The 15,083-nt window shown below is 71.6% G+C and carries 14 protein-coding genes; 5 read left to right on the forward strand and 9 right to left on the reverse strand.

The window, feature by feature from the left end; all coding sequences use genetic code 11:
* Positions 1-136: 136 nt before the first annotated feature.
* From ACIO1C_RS29985 to ACIO1C_RS29995, 3 genes are all read right to left on the reverse strand, one after another.
* Complete coding sequence (locus tag ACIO1C_RS29985) at positions 137-1,795, reverse strand: phospho-sugar mutase (protein WP_401869221.1); 1,659 nt, start codon at positions 1,793-1,795, stop codon at positions 137-139.
* A gap of 254 nt (positions 1,796-2,049) precedes the next feature.
* Entirely contained in the window at positions 2,050-2,880 is an 831-nt protein-coding gene (locus ACIO1C_RS29990) for a purine-nucleoside phosphorylase (RefSeq protein ID WP_401869224.1), read from the reverse strand.
* Between the two features lie 270 nt (positions 2,881-3,150).
* On the reverse strand, positions 3,151-3,588 hold the full coding sequence (locus tag ACIO1C_RS29995; RefSeq protein ID WP_161309502.1) for a gamma-glutamylcyclotransferase: 438 nt from the start codon (positions 3,586-3,588) through the stop codon (positions 3,151-3,153).
* Positions 3,589-3,808: 220 nt separating this feature from the next.
* Between ACIO1C_RS29995 and ACIO1C_RS30000 the strand changes: the two genes are divergently transcribed.
* A complete protein-coding gene (locus ACIO1C_RS30000) occupies positions 3,809-5,248 on the forward strand; it encodes an NAD(P)H-quinone dehydrogenase (protein WP_401869227.1) in 1,440 nt (479 codons plus the stop codon).
* Between the two features lie 138 nt (positions 5,249-5,386).
* On the forward strand, positions 5,387-6,364 hold the full coding sequence (locus tag ACIO1C_RS30005; RefSeq protein WP_401869230.1) for a DeoR/GlpR family DNA-binding transcription regulator: 978 nt from the start codon (positions 5,387-5,389) through the stop codon (positions 6,362-6,364).
* Positions 6,365-6,460: 96 nt separating this feature from the next.
* Here the strand turns inward: ACIO1C_RS30005 and ACIO1C_RS30010 are convergent, their stop codons facing one another.
* Both ACIO1C_RS30010 and ACIO1C_RS30015 read right to left on the reverse strand, forming a co-directional pair.
* Positions 6,461-7,072, reverse strand: a complete 612-nt coding sequence (locus ACIO1C_RS30010) for a TetR/AcrR family transcriptional regulator (RefSeq protein ID WP_401869233.1) — start codon at positions 7,070-7,072, stop codon at positions 6,461-6,463.
* Positions 7,073-7,225: 153 nt separating this feature from the next.
* Positions 7,226-8,977 (reverse strand): acetyl/propionyl/methylcrotonyl-CoA carboxylase subunit alpha, encoded by a 1,752-nt coding sequence (locus ACIO1C_RS30015; RefSeq protein WP_401869236.1) that lies wholly within the window; start codon positions 8,975-8,977, stop codon positions 7,226-7,228.
* A gap of 305 nt (positions 8,978-9,282) precedes the next feature.
* On the opposite strand from ACIO1C_RS30015, the gene ACIO1C_RS30020 reads away from it, so the two are divergent.
* Positions 9,283-9,831, forward strand: a complete 549-nt coding sequence (locus ACIO1C_RS30020; protein WP_401869239.1) for a hypothetical protein — start codon at positions 9,283-9,285, stop codon at positions 9,829-9,831.
* Here ACIO1C_RS30020 and ACIO1C_RS30025 read toward each other — a convergent pair.
* From ACIO1C_RS30025 to ACIO1C_RS30040, 4 genes are all read right to left on the reverse strand, one after another.
* Positions 9,766-10,380, reverse strand: coding sequence for a nucleoside triphosphate pyrophosphatase (locus tag ACIO1C_RS30025; RefSeq protein WP_401869677.1), 615 nt, complete (start codon positions 10,378-10,380; stop codon positions 9,766-9,768). The two genes, ACIO1C_RS30020 and ACIO1C_RS30025, sit on opposite strands and share 66 nt — an antisense overlap.
* A gap of 23 nt (positions 10,381-10,403) precedes the next feature.
* The gene (gene mmpB, locus ACIO1C_RS30030) at positions 10,404-10,532 is read right to left on the reverse strand and encodes a morphogenic membrane protein MmpB (RefSeq protein ID WP_401869242.1); all 129 of its coding nucleotides are present in this window, start codon (positions 10,530-10,532) and stop codon (positions 10,404-10,406) included.
* Positions 10,533-10,611: 79 nt separating this feature from the next.
* Positions 10,612-10,818: an acyl-CoA carboxylase subunit epsilon gene (locus ACIO1C_RS30035; RefSeq protein WP_401869245.1), complete on the reverse strand. Its 207-nt coding sequence runs from the start codon at positions 10,816-10,818 to the stop codon at positions 10,612-10,614.
* A 36-nt stretch (positions 10,819-10,854) separates the two neighbouring features.
* Positions 10,855-12,441 carry an acyl-CoA carboxylase subunit beta gene (locus tag ACIO1C_RS30040; protein WP_401869248.1) on the reverse strand — a complete coding sequence of 529 codons (1,587 nt, stop codon included), beginning with the start codon at positions 12,439-12,441 and terminating at the stop codon, positions 10,855-10,857.
* Between the two features lie 169 nt (positions 12,442-12,610).
* On the opposite strand from ACIO1C_RS30040, the gene ACIO1C_RS30045 reads away from it, so the two are divergent.
* Together ACIO1C_RS30045 and ACIO1C_RS30050 are read left to right on the forward strand one after the other, a co-directional pair.
* Complete coding sequence (locus ACIO1C_RS30045; protein WP_401869250.1) at positions 12,611-13,459, forward strand: biotin--[acetyl-CoA-carboxylase] ligase; 849 nt, start codon at positions 12,611-12,613, stop codon at positions 13,457-13,459.
* Positions 13,460-13,919: 460 nt separating this feature from the next.
* The gene (locus ACIO1C_RS30050) at positions 13,920-15,068 is read left to right on the forward strand and encodes an adenylate/guanylate cyclase domain-containing protein (protein ID WP_401869253.1); all 1,149 of its coding nucleotides are present in this window, start codon (positions 13,920-13,922) and stop codon (positions 15,066-15,068) included.
* Positions 15,069-15,083: the final 15 nt, after the last annotated feature.

A 15,083-nucleotide genomic window follows, 5' to 3' on the forward strand; every position in this document is an offset into this window, starting at 1 on the left:
TCCGGAGGCCCCGCCCCCCGTCACCACGGCACACCCAAGCCCGTCCGGCGATTGAGGACAAGCAGTAAGCCGCGCCAAACGCACCGGGCAGACGCCAGAAACAAGCCCGTCCGGCAACGGACACCGTGGCGGACGGCTACCGAAGGCCCGCCGCCCCCGCAACATCCCGCTTCAAAGACAACAGCACGCCCGTCGCAGACGCCCGCGCCCGAGCCAGCGCGCCCCGCGAGGACACCCCCACCACGACCTCCAAGTAGCACTTGATCTTCGGCTCCGTGCCGCTCGGGCGCACCACCACCCGCCCCCGATACCCCTCGCCCTCCACGACGTAACGCAACCCGTCCGTGGGCGGCAGCCCACCGCCCTCGTTCAGGTCCTCCGCCGAGACCACGGCCAGCCCCGCCAGCGTCACCGGCGGCCGCTCCCGCAGTTGGCGCATCGCGTCCGCGATCAGGGACAGGTCCGTGACCCGTACGGATAGCTGGTCCGTCGCGTGCAGCCCGTGCGCGAGCGCGAGGTCGTCCAGCAGGTCGCCGAGCGTACGGCCCTGGGACTTCAGCTCGGACGCCAGCTCCGCCACCAGCAGCGCCGCCGTGATGCCGTCCTTGTCGCGTACGCCGCCGGGGTCGACGCAGTAGCCCAGCGCCTCCTCGTACCCGTACCGCAGGCCCTCGACCCGCGCGATCCACTTGAAGCCGGTCAGCGTCTCCTCGTACCCGGCCCCCGCCGCCTCCGCGATCCGGCCGAGCAGCGAGGACGAGACGATCGAGGCGGCGAACGTGCCGCGCACGCCCTTGTTCACCAGGTGCGCCGCGAGCAGCACGCCCAGTTCGTCGCCCCGCAGCGTCCGCCAGCCCGCGCCGCCCTCGGCCTGCTCGTCGGGAACGGCCACCGCGCAGCGGTCCGCGTCGGGGTCGTTGGCGATGATCAGATCCGGCCGTACCCGCCGCGCGGTCGTGAACGCCAGGTCCATCGCGCCCGGCTCCTCCGGGTTGGGGAAGGCCACCGTCGGGAACGCCGGGTCCGGGTCCGCCTGTTCGGCGACCAGGGTGGGCGCGGGGAAGCCCGCGCGCGCGAAGGCCGCGAGGAGCGTCTCCGTACCGACGCCGTGCAGCGCGGTGTGCACGACCCGCGCCGTCCGCGGCGAGCCGGCCGTCAGGACCGTGTCCGTACGGGCGAGATACGCGTCCAGGACCTCGTCCCCGAGGATCTCCCAGCCGTCCTCGGGCCGCGGTACGCCGGCCAGCGGGCCGACCGCCGCGATCTCGGCCGCGATCTCGCCGTCGGAGGGCGGCACGATCTGGGAGCCGTCGCCCAGGTACACCTTGTAGCCGTTGTCCCGGGGCGGGTTGTGGCTGGCGGTGACCTCGACCCCGGCGACCGCGCCGAGATGCCGTACGGCGAAGGCCAGGACGGGGGTCGGCAGCGGACGCGGCAGCACGGCGGCGCGCAGGCCCGCGCCGGTCATCACTGCCGCGGTGTCGCGCGCGAAGTCCGCGGACTTGTAGCGGGCGTCGTACCCGACGACCACCAGTCCGCCGCCGTCCCCGCGCGCCTTGAGGTACGCGGCGAGGCCGGCCGCCGCCCGGATCACCACGGCGCGGTTCATCCGCATCGGTCCGGCGCCCAGTTCGCCGCGCAGCCCGGCGGTGCCGAACTGGAGCGTGCCGGAGAAGCGTTCGGTCAGGGCGTCCAGGTCTCCCGCGTCGATGAGCGCGGCGAGTTCGGCCCGGGTGTCCCCGTCCGGATCCTCGGCCAGCCAGGCCTTGGCACGCGTGACGATGTCCTGCTGCACGGTGGGCGATACCTCCTCGCGCCGGAACGGCGCCTGGGCTGGGGAGTGAGGGCTGGAGAGTGACGGCTGGGGATGGAGGGAGACAGGGACGGAGGGATGCGGGGAAGGAGGGAGACAGGGACAGAGGGAGACAGGGACAGAGGGATGCGGACCGGTGTCCGGCTGACGGGTACGCGCGACCGGAGCGGCCCCGGAGATGTGACCCTAAGCCAGACGTGCCGGGCCCGACAGACCCGCCGGACGCGTCACACGCGTCACACCCGTTCCAGCACCCGCGCCAGCAACGCCCCCATCTGCGTCGCCGAGTCGCGGCCCGCCCGGAGGACCTCCTCGTGGTTCAGCGGCTCGCCCGAGAGCCCCGCCGCCAGGTTGGTGACCAGCGAGATGCCGAGCACCTCCGCGCCGGCCTCGCGCGCCGCGATCGCCTCCAGCACCGTGGACATGCCGACCAGGTCGCCGCCCATCACCCGGACCATGTTGATCTCGGCGGGGGTCTCGTAGTGCGGCCCGGGGAACTGGACGTACACGCCCTCCTCCAGCGCCGGGTCGATCTCCTTGCAGAGCGTGCGCAGCCGGGGGGAGTACAGGTCCGTCAGGTCCACGAAGTGCGCGCCGACGATCGGGGACACCGCCGTCAGGTTGATGTGGTCGCTGATCAGGACCGGCTGGCCGGGGCGCATGCCCTCGCGCAGCCCGCCGCAGCCGTTGGTGAGGACGACGGTCTTGCAGCCCGCGGCGACGGCGGTACGGACGCCGTGCGCGACGGCGGCGACCCCGCGGCCCTCGTAGTAGTGCGTACGGCCCAGGAAGACCAGCGCGCGCTTCTCGGCGATCTTGTACGACCGGATCCTGCCGCCGTGGCCTGCGACCGCGGGCGCCGGGAACCCGGGTAGTTCGGTCACCGGGAAGTCCGCCTCGGGTTCTCCGAGCGCGTCGACGGCCGGCCCCCATCCCGAGCCCATCACGAGGGCCACGTCGTGGGTTTCGGCGCCGGTGAGCTCGCGCAGGAGGCCGGCGGCCTCGGCTGCGGCGGCGTGGGGGTCGGCAGGTCCGTCGGCGAAGGCCGGGTTAACAGATGCGTTCACGCGGATGAGCGTAGCCGGTCGTGCCCTACGCGCGTAGATGACGGGTGGGACGGTGCCGGGATCGTTAACGTGTCGTTTCCGACAAAAGGTTGATCCGTCTGCGTGGCGGGGAGGCCTGATCTGTAGGTACGGCACGTGACGACGATCTGTCCGTACGACGACAAAGGCTGATCCGGGCGTACGGCGGTCAGGGCTGATCCGGCCGAACTGCCGGGCCGCACGCTCCGCCCGTACCCCCGTCGCACGCCCTGCCCGTACCCCCGCCCCCGCTCAACAGGGGCGCTTGCGCAGCTCCATCACATAGTCGTGCGGCGCGCCCGCCGAATCCGCCGCGTCGGCCAGCTCGCCCAGATAGCGGGCGGACGGCAGGCCGCCCTCGTACCCGTTCAGGACGTACAGCCAGGTCGGCTCCTCGCCGTCCAGCGTGTCCACGCGCACCCGCATCCGCCGGTAGATGTCGAGGCCGACACCCTCCCAGCGGTCCATCGAGTCCTCGTCCATCGGCGCGATGTCGTACAGCGCGACGAAGACCTGGGAACGCGGCGCTTCCACGATCGTGGCCAGCGCCCCCTCCCAGCCCATCTGCTCCCCACCGAAGGTGAGCCGCCAGCCGTTGAGCCAGCCGGTCCCGCGCAACGGTGAGTGCGGGGCGCGGCGGGACATCAGCCGCGCGTCGAGGTTGCCGGCGTAGGCGGCGTAGAGCGACATGGGTCCGAGGGTACGGGAGGTGGGGGCGTGGCCGCCGGTGCACCGTCAGGACGCCCGAACGGATGGCGGGTGATCTTCGGACGGAGGAACCTGGCGGGCGGGGACGAATCCACTTGGCGCGTGCGGGACAATGGGGTACGACTGCATCCCCCGGGGACACCCCCGGAACCCCGGCCGGGGTGTCGATGGGCCGGGTCGACCATGCGAGGCGGACTTTTTCGTGACCCGGATCGTGATCATCGGCGGCGGACCCGGCGGCTACGAGGCGGCCCTGGTGGGCGCCCAGCTCGGCGCGGAGGTGACGGTCGTCGACTGCGACGGGCTCGGCGGCGCGTCGGTGCTGACCGACTGCGTGCCGTCGAAGACGCTCATCGCGACGGCCGAGGTGATGACGTCCTTCGACTCCTCGTACGAGGAACTGGGGATCATCGTCGCGGACGACACGCCTCCCCTCGAACAGAAGGCGCGGGTTGTCGGCGTCGACCTCGGCAAGGTCAACCGGCGGGTGAAGCGGCTCGCCCTCGCCCAGTCCCACGACATCACCGCCTCTGTCACCCGGGCCGGCGCGCGCGTCATGCGCGGCCGTGGGCGGCTCGACGGCCGGCAGGCCGTGGACGGCTCGCGCCAGGTCATCGTGCGGGCGGTGGACGGCACGGAGGAGTCGCTGACCGCCGACGCCGTCCTGATCGCGACCGGCGCGCACCCCCGGGAGATCCCGGACGCGCAGCCGGACGGCGAGCGGATCCTCAACTGGACCCAGGTGTACGACCTCGACGAGCTTCCCGAGGAGCTGATCGTGGTCGGGTCGGGTGTCACGGGCGCGGAGTTCGCCGGCGCGTACCAGGCGCTCGGCTCCCGCGTGACGCTCGTCTCCTCCCGCGACCGGGTGCTGCCGGGCGAGGACCCGGACGCCGCCGCCGTCCTGGAGGACGTCTTCCGCCGCCGGGGCATGAACGTGATGTCCCGCTCGCGCGCCGAGGCCGTCAAGCGGGTCGGCGACCGTGTCGAGGTGACGCTCTCGGACGGCCGGGTCATCTCCGGCACGCACTGCCTGATGGCGGTCGGCGCGATCCCCAACACGCGCGGGATGGGCCTCAAGGAGGCCGGCGTCGTGGTGAAGGACTCGGGCCACATCAAGACCGACCGGGTCTCCCGTACGTCCGCACCCGGCGTCTACGCGGCCGGTGACGTGACCGGCATCTTCGCCCTCGCGTCCGTCGCGGCGATGCAGGGCCGTATCGCGATGTACCACTTCCTGGGGGACGCGGTGGCCCCGCTGAACCTCAAGACGGTCTCGTCGAACGTCTTCACGGACCCGGAGATCGCGACCGTCGGCTACAGCCAGTCGGACGTCGACAGCGGCAAGATCGAGGCCCGGGTCGTCAAGCTGCCGCTGCTGCGCAACCCGCGCGCCAAGATGCAGGGCATCAGGGACGGCTTCGTCAAGATATTCGCTCGTCCCGGTACGGGAATCGTGGTCGGCGGGGTGGTGGTCGCCCCGCGGGCGAGCGAGCTGATCCACCCCATCGCGGTCGCCGTGGACAACAGCCTCACCGTCGAGCAGATCGCGAACACCTTCACGGTCTACCCGTCCCTGTCGGGCTCGATCGCCGAGGTGGCGCGGCAGTTGCACACGAAGAGGGCGGCCGAAGAGGCCTGACCGCGCGGGCGCTCCCGGGGGCCTGACCGCGAGCGTATCGATCGTCCAATACCACTTGGGACGCTCGTCTGTGTACAACTTCTGTTATTCGCCGCAAACTGCTGAAAGCAGACGGTCGTTGGGGTTACTGTCAGTTTCGTGTTCGCTGCAGAACGTCGCCAACTGATTCTCGAAATGGTGCGCGCCAACGGGGCCGTGTCGCTCCGTGAGCTCGCCCGTGTCGTCCAGACCTCCGAAGTGACCGTCCGGCGGGACGTGCGGGCGCTGGAGGCAGAAGGACTCCTCGACCGCCGGCACGGCGGTGCGGTACTGCCGGGCGGATTCACGCGAGAATCCGGCTTTCCGCAAAAGTCCCGTCTCGCAACGGCGGAGAAGACCGCCATCGCCGACCTCGCCGCGAGTCTCGTCGAAGAGGGCGAGGCCGTCGTCGTCGGCGCCGGTACGACCACGCAGGAGCTGGCCCGCCGGCTCGCGCGGATCCCCGGTCTGACCGTCGTCACCAACTCCCTGCTGGTCGCCCAGGCCCTGGCGCACGCCAATCGCGTCGAGGTCGTCATGACGGGCGGCACGCTGCGCGGGTCCAACTACGCGCTGGTCGGCAGCGGGGCCGAGCAGTCCCTCCAGGGGCTGCGGGTCAGCCGCGCGTTCCTCTCCGGGAGCGGGCTGACGGCCGAGCGCGGCCTGTCCACCTCCAACATGCTCTCGGCGAGCGTCGACCGGGCGCTGGTGCAGGCGGCGGCTGAGGTCGTCGTCCTGGCCGACCACACCAAGCTCGGTACGGACACCATGTTCCAGACGGTGCCGACCGACCTGATCAGCCGGCTGGTCACCGACGAACCGCCCGCGCACGACGACCGCGCGGGGACAGAGCTCCAGGCGCTCGCCGACCAGGGCGTGCAGATCACGGTCGCGGGCGCGGGGCCCGCGGGATCCGGCTCCCCGTCGGGTGAGGGCGTCCCGCCGGGTGGCCGGTCCCGCCGGGACGTACCCCTTCCCGGCCAGCGTCGTACGCACACACCTGGTGGCCCGGGTCCGCAGCTCCGTAGCGCGGCGGCGGCGGCGGCCTTGGCGGAGCCGTCGGAGCGGGCGAGGGTGGCGGATATGCGGCGCCGTTGAGCGCGGTGCGGCCGGCTTTTGTCCTCAATCGCCGGACGGGCTCGATACGCGGACGGCGGTCTGCCCGGCCGTTGACCGGTGCGGGTCGTGGTGTCCTCAATCGCCGGACGGGCTTGAGGTGACGGTCGGTTTCAGGCCCGTCAGGGTCAGCGTCAGGAGGCGGTCGGCCAGGGCCGGGTCCGTCGGGGACTGTTCGGCTGCCAGGGCGATCGCGTTTGTCAGCTGCATCAGGTCGTCGATCGAGACCTCGGGCCGTACGTGACCGCCCCGCTGCGCCCGTACGAGCAGCCGCTCGCCCGCCGCCCGCAGCGGCACGCTGCACTGCGACAGCGCCGAACTCTCGTCGTGCGACGCCGACATGAGCGCGCGGGAGAGGCCGCGGTACTCACCCGCGTGGGTGATCAGCGCCCGCAGCCACTCGACCAGCGCGCCGCACGGCTGCTCGGCCCCGGCCAGTTCACGCGAGCGCTCCAGCAACGAGGCCAGCGCCTCCTGGAAGACCGCGCTCAGCAGGGCCTGCCGGGTGGGGAAGTGGCGGTAGAGCGTGCCGATGCCCACGCCCGCCCGCCGCGCCACGACCTCCAGCGAGGCGTCCGTGCCGTGTGCCGCGAAACTGCTCCGGGCCTCCGTGAGCAACCGCTCGTAGTTGCGGCGCGCGTCGGCGCGCATGGGCCGGGGCGGCGCCTGCGCCGTACTCCTCGCCGTCATGCGGACTCCTCGTCTCCCCACCGGCGGCCCGCGAACCGGCCCCCGTCGCCCCAAGGATGCCACCGCCCCGCTCCGGCGCCACGTCCCGCGACACGGCCCCGCCCCCGCCAGGAACACCCGGCGGGGGCGGAAGGGAGGGTGGTGACGGGCGCGTCAGTCCTTGATCTCGCAGATCAGGGCGCCCGAGGTGACCGAGGAGCCGACCGTGGCGTTCAGGCCCTTGACCGTGCCCGAGCGGTGGGCGTTCAGGGGCTGTTCCATCTTCATGGCCTCCAGGACGACGATCAGCTCGCCCTCCTTGACCTCCTGGCCCTCCTCCACCGCGACCTTGACGATCGTGCCCTGCATCGGGGACGCGAGGGAGTCGCCGGAGGCGGCGGGGCCGGACTTCTTGGCCGCCCGGCGCTTGGGGCGGGCGCCGGCCGCCAGACCCGTACGCGCCAGGGTCATGCCCAGGCTGATCGGCAGCGAGACCTCCAGGCGCTTGCCGCCCACCTCGACCACGATCGTCTCGCGGCCCGACTCGTCCTCGTCCGCGTCGGCCGCCACCGCGAACGCCGGGACGGTGTTGACGAACTCCGTCTCGATCCACCGCGTGTGGATCGTGAACGGGTCGGCGGTGAAGGCCGGGTCCACGACCACCGCGCGGTGGAAGGGGATCGCCGTGGCCATGCCCTGCACGTCGAACTCGGCGAGCGCGCGCGCCGCGCGCTGGAGCGCCTGCTCGCGGGTGGCGCCGGTGATGATCAGCTTGGCGAGCAGGGAGTCCCACGCCGGGCCGATCACGCTGCCGGACTCGACGCCCGCGTCCAGGCGGACACCGGGGCCGCTGGGCGGGGCGAACGTGGTGACGGTGCCGGGCGCGGGCAGGAAGCCCCGGCCCGGGTCCTCGCCGTTGATACGGAACTCGAAGGAGTGACCGCGCACCGCCGGGTCTCCGTACCCCAGCGCCTCGCCGTCGGCGATCCGGAACATCTCGCGGACCAGGTCGATCCCGGTGACCTCCTCGGTGACCGGGTGCTCCACCTGGAGACGGGTGTTGACCTCCAGGAAGGAGATCGTGCCGTCGGCCCCGACGAGGAACTCGACGGTCCCCGCGCCGACATACCCGGCCTCCTTGAGGATGGCCTTCGACGCGGCGTACAGCTGCGCGTTCTGCGCCTCGCTCAGGAACGGCGCCGGCGCTTCCTCGACCAGCTTCTGGTGGCGGCGCTGGAGCGAGCAGTCACGGGTGGAGACGACGACCACGTTGCCGTGCGTGTCGGCCAGGCACTGCGTCTCGACGTGCCGGGGCTTGTCGAGATAGCGCTCCACGAAGCACTCGCCCCGCCCGAAGGCGGCGACGGCCTCGCGTACGGCGGAGTCGTACAGCTCGGGGATCTCCTCCAGGGTGCGGGCGACCTTGAGCCCGCGCCCGCCCCCGCCGAACGCCGCCTTGATCGCGATCGGCAGTCCGTTCTTCTCCGCGAACGTCACGACCTCGTCCGAGCCGGAGACCGGATCGGGGGTGCCCGCGACCAGCGGGGCGCCCGCGCGCTGCGCGATGTGCCGCGCGGCGACCTTGTCGCCGAGGTCACGGATGGCCTGCGGCGGCGGGCCGATCCACGTCAGCCCGGCGTCGAGGACGGCCTGGGCGAATTCCGCGTTCTCGGAGAGGAACCCGTAGCCGGGGTGGACCGCGTCCGCTCCCGAGTCCTTCGCGGCCCCGAGCACCTTGGCCATGTCCAGATAGCTGGTGGCCGGGGTGTCACCGCCCAGGGCGAACGCCTCGTCGGCCGCGCGGACATGCAGGGCATCCCGGTCCGGATCGGCGTAGACGGCTACGCTCCCGATTCCGGCGTCCCGGCAGGCACGGGCGACGCGGACAGCGATTTCGCCTCGGTTGGCGATGAGCACCTTGCGCACGATGGCTCCCTCCTTGGAACAAGCTGAGTTTAGGGACTGCCGACACGCCCCCTCGACCCGTCCCCAGTGGTGAGCTTGCCCACACGGAGCGTGAGTCGAGGCTTGCCCAAGTCGCGAATTCCCTTGTGGCACCACGGTACGCCCGGATCCTCCCCCGCACAGTAACGGTCGAGTGCGGTCCGTTTCTCTGTCAGTGTGCCCCGCGCTCGATCGTGTTTCTTTGTTGACTCTCTACGAACGGGCAGATGGTTCTTTGCCCCTGCCCGAGCCCTTGTCCGGCCGTTTACCGGTGAGTAGCGTGCGCGATGTCGTCCGTACTGGCGGTAACAACTGGAGAGGGTGGTGCCGTGATACGCAGACCCGTGGCCTGGGTGGCCGCGATCGTGCTGCTGGTGGAAGCCGTCGGATTTGTCTTCGTCAACGGGGTGCTCGCCACGGTCGTCCACAACCAGCGGATGTCCCTGGCCGGGCTCGACCCCGACGCCATGTCCGCCGGTACGTGGGCGGTGGGCGGCGTGACCGCCCTCTTCCTCGTCCTGTGCGCGGTGACCATGGTGCGTACGGCCCTCACGAACCGCGCCCCCGGCCGCTTCGGCCGGATCCTGCTGATCACCTGCGCGGTGGTGCACGGCGTGCTCGGGGCGTTGACGGTGGGGCTGGTGGGGTGGACGGCCTTCCTCTTCATGATGGTGGTGCTGGCGCTGGTCGTGCTGGTGCTGGTGGGTCCGTCAGACCCACAGATCTCAGACCCGCAGATCTCAGACCCACAGATCTCAGACCCACAGATCTCAGACCCAGAGATCGGTGATCGGCACCCCGTGCTCGGCCAGCAGCCGACGCAGCAGGGGCAGTGAGAGGCCGATCACGTTGCCGTGGTTGCCGTCGATCGAGTCGACGAACGGCGCCGAGCGGCCGTCCAGCGTGAAGGACCCCGCGACATGGAGCGGCTCGCCCGAGGCGACGTACGCGGCGATCTCGGCGTCCGAGGGGCTGCCGAAGCGGACGGTGGTGGAGGCGGTCTCGGACGCGCGGCGGCCGGTCGCCGTGTCGATCACGCAGTGGCCGGTCCTGAGGATCCCCTCGCGGCCGCGCATCGACTTCCAGCGGGTGGTGGCCTCTTCGGCGTCGGCGGGCTTGCCGAGGGCCTCGCCGTCCAGGTCGAGCACGGAGTCGCAGCCGACGACAAGCGCGCCGGCCGTCTCCGGGAGGGCCGCCACGGTGGTGGCCTTGGCCTCGGCGAGCAGGAGCGCGAGCGCGGCGGGGTCCGGGGCGGACAGCGCGTCCTCGTCGACGCCGCTGACGATCACCTCGGGCGCGAGCCCGGCCTGACGGAGCAGGGAGAGGCGGGCGGGAGAGGCGGAGGCGAGCACGAGCCTGCGGCGGGGAGCGGTCATGCGGGCCATGGTAGGCGGGGGGCTCATGGACCTCAGAGCAGACCCAGCACGAGCATCGCCAGGATCATCGCGAGCGCGAGGACCACTCCGGCGCGGTGGAGCATGGTCTGCCCCTCGCGCAGTTCCTCGGGCGGTTCGTTCTTCGGGTCGGACCACAGCATGCCTTCGATCCTCCGGCGATCGCGCCCCGGGCGCCTGAGTACACGTACTCAGGCGCCCTGTCCCCACGGACTACGCCCGTCAGCCGGGCCAGTAGGTACGGGCCCAGGAGCGCGGGCCCGGCTGGGGAAGCCGTTCGCGGACCACCCGGTCCGGGGCGGACCAGGCGGCCGGCGGCGGGGGCGGGGCGGTCTCCGCGCCCGTGGCCCGTACCCGCGCCTGGACGACCGTCAGGGCCGCGGCCAGCTCCTCCGGAGTCGGATTGCCGCGTATCACTTTGATCATCATCACGTTCCCTTTCCCGGCATCCCGGCCCTCGACCCTCTAGAGCGGAATGTTCCCGTGCTTCTTGGGAGGCAGGCTTTCCCGCTTCGTACGGAGTTGACGCAAGCCCTTGACCAGGTGCGCCCGGGTGTCCGACGGCATGATCACCGCGTCGACGTACCCGCGCTCGGCGGCCACGTACGGATTGAGCAGCGCGTCCTCGTACTCCTGGATCAGCCCCGCCCTGGCCGCGTCCTGTGCGGCCTCGTCGCCGGCCGCCGCGATCGTACGGCGGTGCAGGATGTTCACCGCGCCCTGCGCGCCCATCACCGCGATCTGGGCCGTCGGCCAGGCGAGATTGAGGTCCGCGCCGAGGTGCTTGGAGCCCATCACGTCGTACGCGCCGCCGAACGCCTTGCGGGTGATCACCGTGATCAGCGGGACGGTGGCCTCCGCGTACGCGTAGATCAGTTTCGCGCCGCGCCGGATGATGCCGCCGTACTCCTGGTCGACACCGGGCAGGAAGCCCGGCACGTCCACGAACGTCAGCACCGGAACATTGAAGGCGTCACACGTACGGACGAACCGGGCCGCCTTCTCCGAGGCGTTGATGTCCAGACAACCGGCGAACTGCATCGGCTGGTTGGCGACGATCCCCACCGGACAGCCCTCGACCCGGCCGAAGCCGGTCAGGATGTTCGGCGCGAACAGCGCCTGGGTCTCCAGGAATTCACCGTCGTCCAGCACGTGCTCGACCACGCGGTGCATGTCGTACGGCTGGTTCGCGGAGTCCGGGATCAGCGTGTCGAGCTCGCGGTCCTCGTCGGTCGTCTCCAGCGCGGCCTGCTCGGGGAAGGCGGGCGGCTCGGAGAGATTGTTCGAAGGGAGGTACGACAGAAGAGACTTGACGTATTCGATGGCGTCCTTCTCGTCCCCCGCCATGTGATGCGCCACGCCGGACGTGGTGTTGTGCGTACGGGCTCCGCCCAGCTCCTCGAAGCCGACGTCCTCGCCGGTCACCGTCTTGATGACGTCGGGGCCCGTGATGAACATGTGGGACGTCTGGTCGACCATCACCGTGAAGTCCGTGATGGCGGGCGAGTAGACGGCGCCGCCCGCGCAGGGGCCGACGATCAGGCTGATCTGCGGGACCACTCCGGAGGCGTGCACGTTGCGCCGGAAGATCTCGGCGAAGAGGCCGAGGGCCACCACGCCCTCCTGGATCCGGGCGCCGCCGCCGTCGTTGATGCCGATGATGGGGCAGCCGGTCTTCAGCGCGAAGTCCATGACCTTCACGATCTTCTCGCCGTACACCTCGCCGAGCGAGCCGCCGAAGATCGTGAAGTCCTGCGAGTAGACGCAGACCGGGCGGCCCTCGACCGTGCCGTAGCCGGTCACCACGCCGTCGCCGTACGGGCGGTTCTTCTCGATGCCGAAGGCGGTCGAGCGGTGCCGGGCGAACTCGTCCAGCTCGACGAACGAGCCCTCGTCCAGCAGCAGGCCGACCCGTTCACGGGCCGTCAGCTTGCCCTTGGCGTGCTGCTTCTCCACAGCACGCGCGGAGCCCGCGTGTGTGGCTTCCTCGATACGGTGCTGGAGGTCCGCGATCTTGCCCGCGGTGGTGTGGGCGGTTTCGGGCTCGGACATCGGGATGCGGCTCCCTGCGGGTTGCGGGTGCGGTGTCTTTCCGCCTTGCTGTCTGCGCTGTCTGCCTGGCTACTGATCCGTCTGGCAACTGATCTGGCTACTGATCCGTAGCGTATCGGCGCGGATACGGTTCGGCAGTGCGGTGTTTGCCACATCTAGGGTGGCTCGCATGACCGATCCCGATACCCCACACAGCCGCTGGTCCGACCTGGAGCGCCCGCCGCTGAACGCACGGGCGCTGCGGCGCGGGCTCATCCGGCCGGGTGGCCTGTGGACGTCCTTGGACGTCGTCACGACGACAGGCTCGACCAACTCGGACCTCGCGGACGGGGCGTCCTCGCGCGCCGAAGGCGCCGTCCTCGTCGCCGAGGAGCAGACGGCGGGGCGGGGGCGGATGGACCGGCGGTGGTCGGCGCCGGCGCGCTCGGGTCTCTTCTTCTCGGTGCTCCTCACGCCGGGCGACAACGTGCCCGTCCATCGGTGGGGGTGGCTGCCGCTGCTCACCGGCGTGGCCGTGGCGACGGCGGTGGCGCGGTCGGCGGGCGTCGACACGGCCCTCAAGTGGCCGAACGACCTGCTGGTGACGGTGGACGGCGAGGAGCGCAAGGCGGGCGGGATCCTGGCGGAGCGTTCGGGGGGCGAGGCGGTGATCGTGGGCATCGGCCTGAACGTGTCACTGCGCGCGACGGAACTCCCGGTCCCGACCGCGGGGTCGCTGGCGCTGGCGGAAGCGGTGTCCCTGGACCGGGACACGCTGCTGCGGTCCGTCCTCCGGTCGCTGGAGCAGTGGTACGGCGACTGGCGCGAGGCGGACGGCGACCCGGCGTCGTCGGGCCTCCAGGAGGCGTACGCGGCGGCCTGCGCGACGCTGGGGCGTACGGTGCGGGCGGTGCTGCCGGGTTCGCGGGAGCTTGTGGGCGAGGCGGTGGCGATCGACGGGGACGGACGCCTTGTTCTGGCGACGGGGGAGGGCGTGCGGTGTCCGGTGGGCGCGGGTGACGTGGTGCATTTGCGTTGACCTGGGCCTGGCGGGCCCGGCCTGGCGGGCCCGGCCCGGCGGCCGGCCAGGTGTCCTCAATCGCCGGACGGGCTTGGTTTGTCGTGGTGGCGGGGGGCGGGGCCTCCGGAGGTACGTATGTCCGGACTGCATGTTTTACGTCGCGTGCAACGACTCGTTTCCTTAACGTTCGCCATGCGACACAAAACACGCTCTACGTCCGGACACACGCACCTCCTCCGACCCCGCCCCCCTCACGCCGGACGGGAAGTGAACGACTCCCCCCGCCCCGCAGCGGGCAAAATCAAGCCCGTCCGGCGATTGAGGACAAAAAGGGGGCGCCCCCAGGCGCGTCGAGTGCGGGGCGGGACCACGCCCGAGGGCCCCGTGCACGTGAGCCAGCGCACACCTGTCGTATCGTTGAGCCCGATCCACGACAGATCGGCAGGACTGTGCGCAGGGAACGGGCAGGAGGCGGCTGGTGACCGTCGACGACGCGGGCGGAGCAGACGCGCAGCCCGACCCCGCCCCCTCGCCCCACTCCACGCCCCACCACATCGTGGACCACACGGCCGAACCGACCGACGACCCGCTCGCCATCCGGCTTGAGCAGCTCATCCTCGGGGCGGAACGCCGCTACACCCCCTTCCAGGCCGCCAGGACCGCCGGCGTCTCCATGGACCTCGCCTCCCGCTTCTGGCGTGCCATGGGCTTCGCCGACATCGGGCAGGCCAAGGCCCTCACCGAGGCCGACGTCCTCGCGCTGCGGCGTCTCGCCGGGCTCGTGGAGGCGGGGCTGCTCAGCGAGCCCATGGCGATCCAGGTCGCGCGGTCCACCGGACAGACCACCGCCCGCCTCGCGGAGTGGCAGATCGACTCGTTCCTGGAGGGCCTCACCGAGCCGCCCGAGCCGGGGATGACGCGGACCGAAGTCACGTACCCCCTGGTGGAGCTGCTCCTTCCCGAGCTGGAGGAGTTCCTCGTCTACGTGTGGCGCCGCCAGCTCGCCGCCGCCACCGGGCGCGTCGTGCAGGCCGCCGACGACGACGAGATGGTCGACCGGCGCCTCGCCGTCGGGTTCGCCGACCTCGTCGGGTTCACCCGGCTGACGCGTCGGCTGGAGGAGGAGGAGCTGGGCGAGCTGGTGGAGGCGTTCGAGACGACCTCCGCCGACCTGGTCGCCGCGCACGGCGGCCGGCTGATCAAGACGCTCGGCGACGAAGTGCTGTTCGCGGCGGACGACGCCGGCACCGCCGCCGAGATCGCGCTGCGCCTCATCGAGACGATGACCCATGACGAGACGATGCCGGCGCTGCGCGTCGGGATCGCGTTCGGCACGGTCACCACCCGCATGGGTGATGTCTTCGGTACGACGGTGAACCTCGCGAGCCGGCTCACCTCGATAGCTCCCAAGGACACGGTCCTGGTCGACGGCGCCTTCGCGGAGGACCTGATCCGTACGGGCGAGGCCCCCGCCTCCGAGGCCGGGGCCGCTGAAGCGGCCGCCGAGGCGGAGAAGGAGGGGCGCGAGACCCCCTCGTACCGCTTCGGGCTCCGGCCGATGTGGCAGCGGCCCGTCCGAGGTCTCGGCGTGGTCGAGCCCTGGCTCCTGGCCCGCCGCACGACCTGAGCCGAGCCCGCCGCA

The organism is Streptomyces sp. NPDC087420 (assembly GCF_044744165.1).
Classification (GTDB): domain Bacteria; phylum Actinomycetota; class Actinomycetes; order Streptomycetales; family Streptomycetaceae; genus Streptomyces.

Excerpts from the sequence above, each read along its gene's own strand:
- ACIO1C_RS29995 (WP_161309502.1), bottom strand. The coding sequence starts at position 3,588 with ATGTCGCTCTACGCCGCCTACGCCGGCAACCTCGACGCGCGGCTGATG.
- ACIO1C_RS30010 (WP_401869233.1), bottom strand. The coding sequence starts at position 7,072 with ATGACGGCGAGGAGTACGGCGCAGGCGCCGCCCCGGCCCATGCGCGCC.
- ACIO1C_RS30020 (WP_401869239.1), top strand. The coding sequence starts at position 9,283 with ATGTCGTCCGTACTGGCGGTAACAACTGGAGAGGGTGGTGCCGTGATA.
- ACIO1C_RS30025 (WP_401869677.1), bottom strand. The coding sequence starts at position 10,380 with ATGGCCCGCATGACCGCTCCCCGCCGCAGGCTCGTGCTCGCCTCCGCC.
- mmpB (WP_401869242.1), bottom strand. The coding sequence starts at position 10,532 with ATGCTGTGGTCCGACCCGAAGAACGAACCGCCCGAGGAACTGCGCGAG.
- ACIO1C_RS30035 (WP_401869245.1), bottom strand. The coding sequence starts at position 10,818 with ATGATGATCAAAGTGATACGCGGCAATCCGACTCCGGAGGAGCTGGCC.
- ACIO1C_RS30040 (WP_401869248.1), bottom strand. The coding sequence starts at position 12,441 with ATGTCCGAGCCCGAAACCGCCCACACCACCGCGGGCAAGATCGCGGAC.
- ACIO1C_RS30045 (WP_401869250.1), top strand. The coding sequence starts at position 12,611 with ATGACCGATCCCGATACCCCACACAGCCGCTGGTCCGACCTGGAGCGC.